We start from the raw sequence: 13,705 nt of genomic DNA, 5'->3' as shown, positions 1-13,705 counted from the left end.
CGCAGGATTCACAGCCGCGGCGGCACCATCGTGAAGCGGGCGTTGATCTGCGCGTGGACGTGCTGGCGCTGGGGTTCGAGGTCAAGGGGGGCCGCGGAGGCGTCCTCGGCGGCCCCGGCGAAGGCGGCGGAGCGCATGCGGCCGGGGGCCTGGGGATAGGCGGGCGGGCTGTTCTCGGCGCCGATGTCGGCGAGTTCGACCAGGGCGGCGAGGGTGGTGCCGAGGGCCTCGGCGTATTCGCGGGCGCGCTGGACGGCTTCGGTGACGGCCTTCCTGCGGGCCTCGCGGTGGGCGGGCGAGTCGGGGCGCAGGGCCCACCAGGGGCCGTCGACGCGGGTGAGGTCGAGGTCGGCGAGGCGGGTGGTGAGTTCGCCGAGGGCGGTGAAGTCGGTGAGTTCGGCGGTGACGTGGACGCTGCCGTGGTAGGTGCGCACGCGTTCGCCGCGGCCGTGCTTGGTGAGTTCGGGGGTGATGGAGAAGGCGCCGGTCTCCAGGCGTTCGACGGCGTCGCCGTAGGACTTGACCAGGTCGAGGACGGTGGCGTTGCGGCGGGTGAGGTCGTCGAGGGCGGAGCGGCGGTCGCGGCCGCGGGCGGCGACGGTGATGCCGATGCGGGCGATCTCGGGGTCGACTTCGAGGCGAGCCTCGCCGCGCACGGCGATGCGCGGGGCGTCGGGCGTGCCGTAGGGGACGGCGGGCTGGGGGGTGTCTGCCGCGGGCGAAGTCATACGCCCCACTCTGTCACGGTGTGGTGGGCGGGCGTCGTGGAGTGGGCGGTTCCGAGTCATCAGATCGCAACCTGGTGGGACTGTTGCGGCCGGTCATGGCCGGGTCAGAATCTACGCGCGTTATCTACGCGCGTCGTTCACAGATTCCGCGAGGAGAGCCCGACATGCCGTTGAACCGCCGGAAGTTCCTGGAGAAGTCCGCCGTGACCGGGGCGGGGGTGGCGCTGGCCGGTGCGGTCGCGGCGCCGGGCGCCGAGGCGGCCGAGGCCGGGGAGGGCGCGCGGGGGCGCGTGAAGCGGTACGCGTTCACCGTGATGGGGACGACGGACCTGCACGGCAACGTCTTCAACTGGGACTACTTCACGGACGCCGAGTTCGACGACAAGGCCCACAACGACATCGGCCTGGCGAAGGTCTCCACCCTGGTGAACCAGGTCCGCGCGGAGAAGGGCCGCCGCAACACGCTGCTCATCGACGCGGGCGACACCATCCAGGGCACGCAGCTGTCGTACTACTACGCCAAGGTGGACCCGATCACCGCCGAGGGCGGGCCGGTGCACCCGATGGCGCAGGCGATGAACGCGATGGACTACGACGCGGCGGCGCTCGGCAACCACGAGTTCAACTACGGCATCCCGGTGCTGCGCAAGTTCGAGGAGCAGTGCCGCTTTCCGCTGCTGGGCGCCAACGCGCTGGACGCGAAGACGCTGCGCCCGGCGTTCGCGCCGTACAGCATGCACCGGCTGCGCACGCCGTTCGGGCGGGACGTGAAGGTGGCGGTGCTGGGGCTGACCAACCCGGGCATCGCGATCTGGGACAAGGCGAACGTGCAGGGGAAGATGACGTTCCCGGGGCTGGAGGAGCAGGCGGCGAAGTGGGTGCCGAAGCTGCGCTCGATGGGCGCGGACGTCGTCATCGTCTCGGCGCACAGCGGCTCGTCGGGGACATCGTCCTACGGTGACCAGCTGCCGTACGTCGAGAACGCGGCCGGTCTGGTGGCCGAGCAGGTGCCGGGCATCGACGCGATCCTGGTCGGGCACGCGCACACGGAGATCCCCGAGTACTTCGTGACGAACAAGAAGACCGGCAAGCAGGTCGTGCTGTCCGAGCCGCTGAAGTGGGGGCAGCGGCTGACGCTGTTCGACTTCGAGCTGGTGTGGGAGAAGGGCTGCTGGAAGGTCGAGAAGGTGGGCGCGCAGGTCCTGAACTCCAACACCGTGGAGGAGGACCCGAAGATCGTGCGGCTGCTGTCCGACGAGCACGAGAAGGTCGTGGCGTACGTCAACCAGGTCATCGGCACGAACGCGGCGGAGATGACGTCGGCCGAGGCGCCGTACAAGGACGTGCCGATCATCGACCTGATCAACCACATCCAGGCGGACACGGTGAAGCAGGCACTGGCGGGCACGGAGTACGCGGCGCTGCCGGTGCTGTCGCAGGCGGCGTGCTTCTCGCGCAGTGCCCGGATCCCGGCGGGCGAGGTGACGATCCGGGACGTGGCGGGTCTGTACGTCTTCGAGAACACGCTGGAGGCGCGGCTGATGACGGGCGCGCAGATGAAGGCGTACCTGGAGTTCTCGGCGAACTACTTCACGCAGACCGCGCCGGGCGATCCGGTGGACCCGGCGAAGCTGACCAACGCGGGCGGCACGCCGGACTACAACTACGACGTGGTGAGCGGTCTGTCGTACGAGATCGACATCGCCGAGCCGGCCGGGTCGCGGGTGACGAACGTGCGGTTCGGGGGGCAGCCGCTCGCGGACGACGCGCGGTTCGTGTTCGCGGTGAACAACTACCGGGCCAACGGCGGCGGGAACTTCCCGCACGTGGCCGCCGCCCCGCTGCTGTGGTCGAACTCGGACGAGATCCGCAACACCATGATCGCCTGGGTGAAGGCGAAGGGATCGATCGACCCGGCCGGGTTCGCCGCGGTGGACTGGAGGCTCACCCGGAACGGCACGCCCGTCTTCTGAGCCGCGTGGCCGGTCACCTCCGGTCGTCGGCCAGCGGGATCAGGGTCGGTGCCTCGCGGGGCGCCGGGACCTGCTGCCGCCGGGTGAGGCCGAAGGTGGTGAAGGCGGTGCGGCGCGGGAGTCCGTAGGTCTCCCTGCCGGTCAGGGAGTTGAGGATGACCGCGCCACGCCAGGCGAACAGGCCGAGGTCGGGGGCGCCGACGCCGTGGGTGTGGGTCTCGGCGTTCTGGACGTAGACCGAGCCGGAGACGGACGGGTCGAGGACGAGCCGGTGCTCCTCGTCGACGCGTGGCCGTTCCCGGCTGTCGCGGCGCAGGTAGGGGTCGAGGCCGGCGAGGACGCGGTCGATGGGGCGTTCGCGGTAGCCGGTGGCGAGGACGACGGCGTCGGTGGTGAGGCGGGAGCGGCTGTCCTGCCGGCCGTGCTCCAGGTGCAGTTCCACCTTGGTGGTGGCGACGCGGCCGGCGGTGCGCAGGCGGACGCCGGGGGTGAGGACGGCGTCGGGCCAGCCGCCGTGGAGGGTGCGGCGGTAGAGCTCGTCGTGGATGGCGGCGATGGTTCCGGCGTCGATGCCCTGGTGGAGCTGCCACTGCCCGGCGACGAGCCGGTCGCGGGCCGGCTCGGGCAGGGCGTGGAAGTAGCGGGTGTGGTCGGGGGTGAAGTGTTCCAGGCCGAGCTTGGAGTACTCCATGGGCGCGAAGGCCTCGGTACGGCCGAGCCAGTGCAGCTTCTCGCGCCCGGCGGGCCGGTTGCGGAGCAGGTCGAGGAAGATCTCGGCGCCGGACTGGCCGATGCCGACGACGGTGACGTGCTCGGCGGCGAGCAGGGCGGCGCGGTGGTCGAGGTAGTCGGCGGCGTGCACGACGGGTACGCCGGGTGCTTCGACGAGGGGTTTGAGCGGGTCGGGAACGTGGGGTTCGGTGCCGACGCCGAGGACGACGTTGCGGGTGTACGTCCGGCCGAGGGCCTCGGCCTCGCCGTCGCTGTCGAGCTGGGTGTAGTCGACCTCGAACAGGTCGCGTTCGGGATTCCAGCGGACGGCGTCGACCTGGTGGGAGAAGTGCAGGCCCGGGAGGCTGTCGCAGACCCAGCGGCAGTAGGCGTCGTACTCGGCGCGCTGGATGTGGAAGCGCTCGGAGAAGTAGAAGGGGAAGAGCCGCTCGCGGGACCTGAGGTGGTTGAGGAAGGACCAGGGGCTGGTGGGGTCGACGAGGGTGACCAGGTCGGCGAGGAACGGGACCTGGAGGGTGGCGCCTTCGATGAGCAGGCCGGGGTGCCAGGCGAAGGCGGGGCGCTGCTCGTAGAAGACGGTGTCGAGGTCGCCGAGCGGCTGGGCGAGCGCGGCGAGGGAGAGGTTGGCGGGGCCGATGCCGATGCCGACCAGGTCGCGGGGGGCGTCGGGCTCCTGCCGGGGAGGGTGCGCGGGGTTCATCAGGGGGTGTGTCCTTCCACGAGTGTCGCTCGGCTCGCTGCCACGAGGTGCAGCAGGGTGGCGAGGTCGTCGGGCCCGGTGGCGGGGTTGAGGAGGGTGGCCTTGAGCCACAGCCGGCCGTCGAGGCGGGCCCGGCCGAGGACGGCGCGGCCCTCGGTGAGCAGCGCGCGGCGTACGGCGGCGACGGTGGTGTCGGGGGCGCCCGCGGGCCGGAACAGGACGGTGCTGATGACGGGCGGGGCGTGCAGTTCGAGGCCGGGGTGCTCGTGGACCAGCGCGGCGAGTTCGTGGGCGCGGGCGCAGACCTGGTCGACGAGTGCGCCGAGGCCGGTTCGGCCGAGGGTCTTGAGGGTGACGGCGAGTTTGAGGACGTCGGGGCGGCGGGTGGTGCGCAGGGAGCGGCCGAGCAGGTCCGGCAGGCCGGCCTCGGTGTCGTCGGGGGCGTTGAGGTAGTCGGCGCGGTGCCGCAGGGCGGTGAGGTCGTGGGCGTCGCGGACGGTGAGGAGCCCGGCGGCGGCCGGTTGCCAGCCGAGTTTGTGCAGGTCGAGGGTGACGGTGTCGGCGGCGTCGAGTCCGGTCAGCCGGCTGCGGTGCCGGCCGCTGAAGAGGAGGCCTCCGCCGTAGGCGGCGTCGATGTGCAGCCGGGCGCCGTGGGCCGCGCAGTGGGCGGCGATGTCGGGCAGCGGGTCGATGAGTCCGGCGTCCGTGGTGCCGGCGGTGGCGGCGACGAGCACGGGCCCGGTCAGGCGGGTGAGGGTGCCGGCGAGCGCGTCGGGGTCGAGCGTGCCGGACGGGGCGGGGACCACGACGGGCTCGGGCAGTCCGAGCAGCCACGCGGCGCGGGGCAGCGAGTGGTGGGCGTTGGCGCCGGTGACCAGCCGGACGGTGGGGCCGAGTGCCTCGCGGGCGAGCAGGAGGGCGAGCTGGTTGGACTCGGTTCCGCCGGTGGTGACGAGGGCGTCGGGGTCCGCGGCCGGGCCGCTGCCGTGGACCTCGCGGGCCGCCAGGCGCGTCACGATGGTCTCCAGTGCGGAGGCGGCCGGGGCCTGGTCCCAGGAGTCGAGGGAGGGGTTGAGGGCGGAGGCGGCCAGGTCGGCGGCCGCCGCGACGGCCAGGGGCGGGCAGTGCAGGTGGGCCGCGCACAGGGGGTGGGCGGGGTCGGCGGCGCCTTCGGCGAGGGCCCGGACCAGGGTGTGGACGGCGTGCGGGTCGCCGTGCTCGGGGAGGATCTCCCCCACGGCCAGCCGGAGCCGCGCGGCGACGGCGTCCGGCCCGCCGGCCGGCAGCGGCCCGCCGCGGGCCCGGGCACCGGCGGCCAGGGCGTCGAGCACGGTGCCGAGCAACGGCCTGAGGGCTTGCGGGCCTTCGGGGCCCGAGGCGAGGGGCGGGGTGCTCATGGGCTGACCTCCGGGGCGCGGGGCGGCACTGCCCGAAAGGACCAACGACCGGAGGGGGGCGGGGGGTACGTCCGAGGGGAAATCCTTGGTGGGGGTGAGGGGTTCGGGGCCGGGAATCCCTGGCGGGGCCCCGCCCGCCGCGGGGCGGGTGGGGCCCGCGTGCAGGCCGTGCCGTGATCCGCCCGCAGCGGCACCTGCCGCGTGGCCCGGCACCCGCCCGGGACCGTGCGGCCCCGCCCGTTGCGGGGCGCCGGGGATCCCGGCCGTGGGGTCAGGCGGGTGAGCGTGTGAAGTCGGCCTTGTGTTCCTCGGCCCAGGTCGTGAACGGGCGGGCCGGGGTGCCCGTGACGGCGTGGACGGTGTCGGTGACCTCCGGGGGCGTGCCGACCGTCGCGGCGAGGGAGTCCAGCAGGGCCGGCAGCATGCCGGGCGGGACGTGCGGGAACAGGTCGGGGCTCGCGTCGCCGGGGGGCACCTCCAGGAAGCGCAGGTCACGGCCGAGGGCGCGGCCTATCGCGGTGACCTGCTCGGCGTTGCTGAGGGCCGCGGGCCCGGTGAGGCGGTGGGCTGCGCCCTCGTGGCCGTCGTCGAGGAGGGCGCGTTCGGCGACGGCGGCGATGTCGTCCTCGTGGACGGGCGCGGTCCGCCCCTCGGCGTAGACGCCGCGGACGGTGTCGCCGGACCGGATCTGCGGGGCCCACTGGAAGGCGTTGGTGGCGAAGGCGCCGGGCCGCAGGAACGTCCACGTCAGCCCGCTGTCGCGGACGTGCCGCTCGGCGGTGGCGTGCATGACGTGGATCGGGTGGGCCGGGTCGGCGCCCGAGTCGATGATCGACGAGGACAGCAGGACCACGTGGCGCACTCCCGCCGCACGGGCCGCCGCGAGCAGGGCGGGGGTGCGGTCGCCGCCCGCCTGGACGTACAGGAACAGCCGGGTGACGCCCCGGAACAGGGCGGCGGGGTCGTCGAGCCGGAGTCGTACCGCCTCGGCGCCGGCGGGCAGCCGGGCCCGCTGCGGGTCGCGGGTCAGCGCCCGCACGGGCCGCCCGGCGGCGACGAGGCGTTCGACCAGGGCGCGGCCGACGTTACCGGTGGGACCGGTCACTGCGATCACAAGGGCTCCTCGGGCTTGATCGGCTGTCTCGCCCGAGGCTAGGAACGACGCCCCTCCGTCCGCATCGGCGAAAGGGACCAGCCGTCTCCGCCCGCGCCCTACGCCACCGGTCCTAGGCCCCGCTCACCTGGAACGGGCGTGGCGCCGCTCCTCGCGCTCAGGCGGGCTGCCCGCTCTCGCGGACCCGCAACGCGCGCTTGAGGTCGTCCAGTTGGTCCACCAGCCTGCGGCGCAGTGCCGGGATGGGGGCGGCGTCGCGCAGGCATTCCTCGCCGAGGCGGAGGCTGTCGGCGTCGACGGCGTGGGCGGGGAAGGCGTCACTGCCGACGGCCGTGGCGATGGCGGGGCCGCGGCGCTCGGCGACGGCGACCGCGTCGGCGTAGTAGCGCGGCACATACTCCCGTACCAGGTCGGCCTGTTCCGGCTGCCAGAAGCCGCGGGCGGTGGCGGCGAAAAGGTAGTTGGACAGGTCGTCGGAGCCGAACATCGCCGCCCAGGCGCGGGCCTTGGCGTCCGGGTCGGGCAGCGCGGCCCGGCAGCGGGCGGCGCCCTCCTGGCCGGTGGCGCTCGGGTCGCGCTGCAGCTCGGCGGCGATGGCGGCCTCGTCCGTCGCGCCGAGCACCGCGAGCCGGGCCAGGACGCGCCAGCGCAGCTCCGGGTCGAGTTCGGGGCCGCCGGGGACGGTGCCGTCGGCGAGCCAGGCGGCGATGGTGTCGGGGTGGGCGGCCACGTGGATGCGGTGGCGTACGGCGATCAGGCGCAGGCCGGGGTTGTCGCCGTCCTCGGTGCGGCGGATGAGGTCGCGGCACAGCTCGGACAGGGTGGCGAGGGCGGCAGGCCGCTCCCCGGGTGTGAGGTAGCGGTCGGTGATCTGCGTGGCGGCGAAGGCCAGCACGCCCTGGACGATGGCGAGGTCCGTCTCCAGGGGCAGGTGGGTGCGGGCGGTCTCCAGGTAGGCGCCGGGCGCGAGTTCGCCGTCGCGGACGGCGTCGCGCAGGGCGTTCCAAACGACCGCGCGGGTGAGCGGGGAGGGCAGGCCGGACAGGTCCTTGCGGACGGTCTCGAAGGACTCCGGGTCGAAGCGGACCTTGGCGTAGGAGAGGTCGCCGTCGTTGAGGAGCAGGAGGGCGGGGCGCTTGCCGATGGGGTGGGCGCCGTCCTGCGGCAGGTCCAGGTGCAGGCGTTCGCGCAGCACGAGCTGGCCGCCGTCGTCGCCGAGGTCCCGGTCGTACAGGCCGACGGCGATGTGGTGCGGGCGGCTGCCGGCGCGGTCGACGGTGAGGGCGCAGGTGCCGTGCTCGCCGGGGGCGATGTGCGGGGTGAGGGTGTCGACGCCGGTGGTGCGCAACCAGGCGTCGGCCCAGGCGTGGACGTCGCGCTCGGTGGCGGCGGCGAGGGAGTCGATGAAGTCGGCGAGGGTGGCGTTGGCGAACCTGTGCCGGGCGAAGTGGGTGTTGATGCCGGCGAGGAAGTCCTTCTCGCCGAGCCAGGCGACGAGCTGGCGCAGGGCGCTGGCGCCCTTGGCGTAGGAGATGCCGTCGAAGTTGAGCAGCGCGGAGGCGGTGTCGTCGACGGCTTCGGGGGCGACGGGGTGGGTGGAGGGACGCTGGTCGGCGTCGTAGCCCCAGGATTTGCGAGTGACGCCGAAGTCGGTCCAGGTGTCCGTGAAGCGGGTGGCCTCGGTGAGGGTCTGGTAGCCCATGTACTCGGCGAACGACTCGTTCAGCCAGATGTCGTCCCACCACTTGAGGGTGACGAGGTCGCCGAACCACATGTGGGCCATCTCGTGGGCGACGACCATCGCGCGGGTCTGGCGCTCGGTGTCGGTGACGGCGGAGCGGTAGACGAACTCGTCGCGGAAGGTGACCAGTCCGGGGTTCTCCATGGCGCCCGCGTTGAACTCGGGCACGAAGGCCTGGTCGTAGGAGTCGAAGGGGTAGGGCTCGTCGAACTTCTCGTGGTAGCGGTCGTAGCACGCGCGCGTGACGTCGAGGAGTTCGTCGGCGTCGGCGTCCAGGTAGGGGGCGAGGGAGCGGCGGCAGTGCAGGCCGAAGGGCAGGCCGCGGTGCTCGGTGCGCACCGAGTGCCAGGGGCCGGCGGCGACGGCGACGAGGTAGGTGGAGATCAGCGGGGTGGGGGCGGCTCGCCAGTGGCCGTCGCCGGTGTGCTCGGTGATGCCGTTGGCGAGGACGGTCCAGCCCTGCGGGGCGCGCACCGACAGCTCGAACACGGCCTTGAGGTCGGGCTGGTCGAACGCGGCGAAGACGCGCTGGACGTCGTCGAGGAACAGCTGCGTGTAGACGTAGGTCTCGCCGTCGGTGGGGTCGGTGAAGCGGTGCATGCCCTCGCCGGTGCGGGAGTAGCGCATGGCCGCGTGCACGCGCAGCTCGTGCTCTCCGGCGGTGAGGTTCCTCAGGGGCAGCCGGTTGCCGTCCAGGGCCTCCGGGTCCAGGGGGTGTCCGTCGAGGGTGACGGAGCGCAGCTCGGCGGGCCTGACCTCGACGAAGGTGTCACCGTCCGTGCGGGCGCTGAACGCGATCAGGGTGTGCGAGTCGAAGGTCTCGTCCCCGCCGGTCAGGTCCAGGTCGATGGTGTAGCGGTGGACGTCGAGGAGGTCTGCTCGGGTCTGCGCTTCGTCGCGCGTCAGTACGGACATGCGTGACATGCTGCCTGATGGCACCGGCAAGGCACAGAGGCGGATCGGTACGTGAGCAATGTCCGGTCTAGGTGCGGTCTCTTTCGAGCTCCCCGGCGTGCGCCCCCATGGGCCGCTGGGACGGCACGCGCGCGTCGGGGTGGGTCAGGCGCGGCGGGCGGGGCGCGGCGTCGGTGTGGTCCCGCACGAGGGTGCGCAGCCGGCGTACCTCGCGTTGCAGGGCGAGGTGGCGCTGGTGGCTGTCGTAGAGGTAGCGGACCTTGGTGCGCAGGGCCCAGGGGTCCACGGGTTTGAGGACGAGGTCGGCGACGCCGAGGCCGTAGGCGGCGGTGGTCAGTTCCTGGTCGGTGCCGAAGCCGGTGAGCAGGATGACCGGGATGTGCTGGGTCTGTTCGACGCGCCGCATGTAGCGCACGACCTCAAGACCGCTGACGCCGGGCATGCGCACGTCGAGCAGCAGCAGGCCGACCTGGCCGCGCAGCACTTCCTTGAGCGCCTCGTCGCCGCTGGTGGCGCGGCTGAGCCGGTAGCCCAGCGGGGCCAGGGCGCTCTCCAGCGCGTACAGCGTGTCCTCGTGGTCGTCGACGATGAGGATCCTGGTATCCGACGGCATGGCCCGACGCCCCTCCCTCGTGGAGGACCAGAGTAGTGCGGAACACTGACGGGCAGTGCTCGCCGGCTGACGTGCTGTGCACAGCGCAGCATGCCCCGTGCGGGCCGCCCTGTCACTCCCCCTGGCCGGTTACCGACGGCCGCGGCCCCGTGGTGCGGGGGCCGGTGCGCCGGGGCCGTTGCCCGGTCAGGTCCCGGCGGGCGCCGAGCCGTTGACTGTCTCGTCCGCGATCCGCTCGTGGTGGCGGATGACCTCGGCCACGATGAAGTTCAGGAACTTCTCCGCGAAGGCCGGGTCCAGTTTGGCGTTCTCGGCGAGGGCGCGCAGCCGGGCGATCTGGCGGGCCTCGCGCGCCGGGTCGGCGGGCGGCAGCTGGTGTTCGGCCTTGAGGTGGCCGACCTGCTGGGTGCACTTGAAGCGCTCGGCGAGCATGTGGACGACGGCCGCGTCGATGTTGTCGATGCTGTCGCGCAGCCGGGCGAGCTCCTCGCGGACGGCCGGGTCGACGTCGCCGGTGCGGGTGTTGCTGGTGGTCATGGGGCGTCAGCCTACGGAATCGCGTCCGGTGGCAGCGGGCCGTCTCACACCTCGGCCGTGGGGAGCCGTTTGTGGAAGTAGACGTCCTCGTGGCCGCCGGGCACGCCCTCGATGCGGCCTCGTTCCCGGTAGCCGAGGCGCGGGTAGAAGCCGGGGGCCTGGAAGCTGTAGGTGGAGACGATCATGTCGGTGCAGCCGCGCCGGGCCGCCTCGGTCTCCGCCGCGCGCATCAGCCGGCTGCCCCAGCCGGCGTGCCGGTGGCCGTCGCGCACCCAGAGCATGTCGACGGAGCACAGGCTGCCCCAGGTCCAGGCGGTGAGCCCGCCGACCAGTTCGCCGGTGGCGTCGGTGACGCGGACGGAGAGGGGCTCGGTGGTGGCTCCGCCGGAGGCGGCGGTGTTGTAGGCGGTCAGCTCCTCGTCGAGCCGCTGTTCGAGGTCGTCGTCCCGGCCGCCGACCGTGAGTGCGGCGGTGGTGCGCTGTTCGCTGGTCACGTCCGGATTCTGGCAGCGGGGCCGGGCCGGGACGACCGGTTTTCGCCGCGGCCGGACCCCTCCGCGGCGCGTCCGGCGCTCGTACAGTGGACATCGGGTGCCGGGCGTCCTGGGGGTGAGGCGTGGCGAACGACGGGCCGGTCGAGCACGGCTACCCGCATCTGGAGACGGTGCGGGCCGCCATCACGGCGCTGTACCGGCGCCTTTCGTACGACACGATCCGGACGTTCGCGACGAGTGTGCTCCCGGCCGACGTGGCGTTCTGCGACACCGACGACCTGTACCTGGGGGCGCAGCGGGTGGCGCACGAACTGGTGCGGCACTACCGGCTGCCGGACGCGCGGCTGATCGTGAGCTTCCGGGAGATGCGGCACGCGGCTCATGTGGAGCTGGCGGCGGGGCCGGAGTACTTCGTGGAGCTGAACGACCGGTTCCGTACGCATCGGCGGGACATCGGCGCGGCCCTGGCGCACGAGGTGACGCACGTGTACCTGCACCGGCTGGACCTGTCCTTCCCGGGCGTGCGGGACAACGAGATCCTCACGGACACGGCGACGACGTACCTGGGCGCGGGGTGGCTGCTGCTGGACGCCTACCGGGAGGACGGGGCGTCGTCGCAGAAGCTGGGGTACCTCACGCCGGAGGAGTTCGGGTACGTGCTGGCGAAGCGGGCGCTGGTCTTCGGCGAGGACCCGTCGGTGTGGTTCACCAGCGCGCAGGCGTACCGGGCGTACGAGCGGGGCAGGGAGCTGGCCCGGCAGGACGGGCAGCAGCCCCCGCTGACCGCCGCGGGGTGGGCGGGGCGGCGCCGGTACGCCCGCGACCGGCGGCACGCGCCGCAGGGTCCGCAGCCGGGGGTGCGGTACGCGTTCGTGTCCGACGTGGGCGGACAGCTGCGGGTGTCGTTCCCCTGCCCCACGTGCCACCAGCGGATCAGGGTGCCGGTGCGGGGCCGGGTCCGGGCCCGGTGCGCGTTGTGCCGGAGCGTGCTGGAGTGCGACACGTAGGCGGCGTTGTGCCGGAGCGTGCTGGAGTGCGACACGTAGGCGGCCGCCCGGAACGCGCCGCCCGGCCGGCCGGGCGGCGCCGGTCAGTGGGGCCGGTCGCCGCCGGTGAGTTCCCGGTACTCCTCCGCCGTCGGCTTCTCGATGCGGGCGTCCGGCCCGAACATGGCGTGCGCGAGCCGGGCCCGCAGCCGGTCGGTCCGCCTGACCCTGCGCCGTACACCCCCGGCGTCGACCTCGGGACCGACCGTGTAGGGCGGGTTCTGCTCGTGCTGGGTGAGGGTGAACAGGTCCGCCTGCGTGAGGGGCTCGTGCACCTCGATGTACTCGCCGGTCGGCAGCCGTTTGACGGTGCCGGTCTCCCTGCCGTGCAGGACCTTGGCGCGGTCGCGGCGCTGCAGGCCCATGCAGATCTTCTTCGTGACGAGGAACGCGACGACCGGCAGCACGAAGACACCGATCCGCACGAACCAGGTGATGGCGTTGATGGACAGGTGCAGATGGGTGGCGACGATGTCGTTGCCGCCGCCGATCAGCAGCACCGCGTACAGGGTCAGCCAGGCCACGCCCAGGCCGGTGCGCACGGGCACGTTGCGCGGCCGGTCCAGGATGTGGTGCTCGCGCTTGTCGCCGGTGACCCACGCCTCGACGAAGGGGTAGACGCCGAGGGCGAGCAGGATCAGCGGGAACAGCGTGAAGGGGATGAACACGCCGAGGACGAGCGTGTGGCCCCACAGGTCGATCTCCCATCCCGGCATCACCCGGATCAGGCCCTCGGAGAAGCCGAGGTACCAGTCGGGCTGGGCGCCGGTGGTGACGAGGTCGGGCCGGTACGGGCCGAAGGCCCACACGGGGTTGATCTGGGCGATGGCACCCATCACCGTCAGCACGCCGAAGACGAGGAAGAAGAAGCCGCCGGCCTTGGCCATGTAGACGGGCAGGAACGGCATGCCGACGACCGACCGCTCCTGGCGTCCGGGCCCGGGGAACTGGGTGTGCTTGTGGTAGAAGACCAGGATCAGGTGGGCGGCCACCAGGCCCAGCATGATGCCGGGCAGCAGCAGCACATGGACCGGGAAGAGGCGCGAGATGATGTCGTCGCCCGGGAACTCCCCGCCGAACAGGAAGAACGCCACGTACGTCCCGACGATCGGGATCGACAGGATCGCCCCGTGCGCGAAGCGCAGGCCGGTGCCGGACAGCAGGTCGTCGGGGAGGGAGTAGCCGGTCAGGCCGGTGATGATGCCGAGCATCAGCAGGGTCCAGCCGAAGACCCAGTTGAGTTCGCGCGGCTTGCGGAAGGCGCCCGTGAAGAACACCCGCATCATGTGCACCAGCATGCCGGTGATGAAGACCAGTGCCGCCCAGTGGTGGATCTGCCGGATCAGCAGGCCGCCGCGCACGTCGAAGCTGATGTCCAGGGTGGATTCGAACGCCCGGCTCATCAGGACGCCGTTGAGTTCCGTGTAGGAGCCCTGGTACACGACCTCCTGCATGCTGGGCTCGAAGAACAGGGTCAGGTAGACACCGGTGAGGATCAGCACGACGAAGCTGTAGAGGGTGACCTCGCCGAGCATGAAGGACCAGTGGTCCGGGAAGACCTTGCGCATGTTGGCCTTGGCCAGGGCGTACAGCCCCAGCCGGCCGTCCGCCCAGTCGGCGAGCTTCTCGCCCCGGCCCGCGGGGGGTTCCCTGCGGGCGGAGGCCGTCCCGTGTACCCGTCGTGCGCCGTCGTCGCCCATGCGTCGTCGCCTCCC

11 protein-coding genes are annotated in these 13,705 nt (G+C 72.7%); 2 read left to right on the top strand and 9 right to left on the bottom strand.

Translation table 11 applies throughout. The features are described from left to right. Positions 1-8: 8 nt before the first annotated feature. Positions 9-728: an SIMPL domain-containing protein gene (locus tag ACF07N_RS28640; RefSeq protein ID WP_392118277.1), complete on the bottom strand. Its 720-nt coding sequence runs from the start codon at positions 726-728 to the stop codon at positions 9-11. Between the two features lie 164 nt (positions 729-892). Between ACF07N_RS28640 and ACF07N_RS28635 the strand changes: the two genes are divergently transcribed. After that, complete coding sequence (locus ACF07N_RS28635; RefSeq protein WP_392118274.1) at positions 893-2,701, top strand: bifunctional metallophosphatase/5'-nucleotidase; 1,809 nt, start codon at positions 893-895, stop codon at positions 2,699-2,701. A gap of 13 nt (positions 2,702-2,714) precedes the next feature. Here the strand turns inward: ACF07N_RS28635 and ACF07N_RS28630 are convergent, their stop codons facing one another. The 7 genes from ACF07N_RS28630 to ACF07N_RS28600 all read right to left on the bottom strand — a co-directional run bounded on the left by ACF07N_RS28630 (position 2,715) and on the right by ACF07N_RS28600 (position 10,944). Then, positions 2,715-4,133, bottom strand: a complete 1,419-nt coding sequence (locus ACF07N_RS28630; RefSeq protein ID WP_392118271.1) for a lysine N(6)-hydroxylase/L-ornithine N(5)-oxygenase family protein — start codon at positions 4,131-4,133, stop codon at positions 2,715-2,717. Next, entirely contained in the window at positions 4,133-5,530 is a 1,398-nt protein-coding gene (locus ACF07N_RS28625) for a pyridoxal phosphate-dependent decarboxylase family protein (protein ID WP_392118269.1), read from the bottom strand. The genes ACF07N_RS28630 and ACF07N_RS28625 overlap by 1 nt, the downstream gene beginning before the upstream one ends. Before the next feature lie 271 nt (positions 5,531-5,801). Next, entirely contained in the window at positions 5,802-6,644 is an 843-nt protein-coding gene (locus ACF07N_RS28620) for an NAD(P)H-binding protein (RefSeq protein WP_392118266.1), read from the bottom strand. Positions 6,645-6,801: 157 nt separating this feature from the next. Continuing rightward, on the bottom strand, positions 6,802-9,300 hold the full coding sequence (gene pepN / locus ACF07N_RS28615) for an aminopeptidase N (RefSeq protein ID WP_392118263.1): 2,499 nt from the start codon (positions 9,298-9,300) through the stop codon (positions 6,802-6,804). Between the two features lie 67 nt (positions 9,301-9,367). Further along, entirely contained in the window at positions 9,368-9,913 is a 546-nt protein-coding gene (locus ACF07N_RS28610; protein WP_383333293.1) for a two-component system response regulator, read from the bottom strand. 186 nt (positions 9,914-10,099) lie between these two features. Next, on the bottom strand, positions 10,100-10,450 hold the full coding sequence (locus ACF07N_RS28605; RefSeq protein ID WP_392118260.1) for a chorismate mutase: 351 nt from the start codon (positions 10,448-10,450) through the stop codon (positions 10,100-10,102). A gap of 44 nt (positions 10,451-10,494) precedes the next feature. Continuing rightward, a complete protein-coding gene (locus ACF07N_RS28600; protein WP_392118257.1) occupies positions 10,495-10,944 on the bottom strand; it encodes a GNAT family N-acetyltransferase in 450 nt (149 codons plus the stop codon). A 122-nt stretch (positions 10,945-11,066) separates the two neighbouring features. Between ACF07N_RS28600 and ACF07N_RS28595 the strand changes: the two genes are divergently transcribed. Continuing rightward, positions 11,067-11,951, top strand: a complete 885-nt coding sequence (locus ACF07N_RS28595) for a hypothetical protein (RefSeq protein ID WP_383333287.1) — start codon at positions 11,067-11,069, stop codon at positions 11,949-11,951. A gap of 83 nt (positions 11,952-12,034) precedes the next feature. On the opposite strand, the gene ACF07N_RS28590 is transcribed toward ACF07N_RS28595, so the two are convergent. After that, complete coding sequence (locus ACF07N_RS28590) at positions 12,035-13,690, bottom strand: cytochrome bc complex cytochrome b subunit (protein WP_392118254.1); 1,656 nt, start codon at positions 13,688-13,690, stop codon at positions 12,035-12,037. Between the last annotated feature and the right edge of the window lie 15 nt (positions 13,691-13,705).

Source organism: Streptomyces sp. NPDC015242 (assembly GCF_043079125.1).
Classification (GTDB): Bacteria; Actinomycetota; Actinomycetes; order Streptomycetales; family Streptomycetaceae; genus Streptomyces.
Note: the sequence above shows the minus strand (reverse complement) of the source record. Positions and strands in the feature narration are given on the sequence as shown.

Coding starts and splice junctions, on each gene's coding strand:
- ACF07N_RS28635 (WP_392118274.1), top strand. CDS start 893: ATGCCGTTGAACCGCCGGAAGTTCCTGGAGAAGTCCGCCGTGACCGGG.
- ACF07N_RS28605 (WP_392118260.1), bottom strand. CDS start 10,450: ATGACCACCAGCAACACCCGCACCGGCGACGTCGACCCGGCCGTCCGC.
- pepN (WP_392118263.1), bottom strand. CDS start 9,300: ATGTCCGTACTGACGCGCGACGAAGCGCAGACCCGAGCAGACCTCCTC.
- ACF07N_RS28610 (WP_383333293.1), bottom strand. CDS start 9,913: ATGCCGTCGGATACCAGGATCCTCATCGTCGACGACCACGAGGACACG.
- ACF07N_RS28630 (WP_392118271.1), bottom strand. CDS start 4,133: ATGAACCCCGCGCACCCTCCCCGGCAGGAGCCCGACGCCCCCCGCGAC.
- ACF07N_RS28640 (WP_392118277.1), bottom strand. CDS start 728: ATGACTTCGCCCGCGGCAGACACCCCCCAGCCCGCCGTCCCCTACGGC.
- ACF07N_RS28590 (WP_392118254.1), bottom strand. CDS start 13,690: ATGGGCGACGACGGCGCACGACGGGTACACGGGACGGCCTCCGCCCGC.
- ACF07N_RS28625 (WP_392118269.1), bottom strand. CDS start 5,530: ATGAGCACCCCGCCCCTCGCCTCGGGCCCCGAAGGCCCGCAAGCCCTC.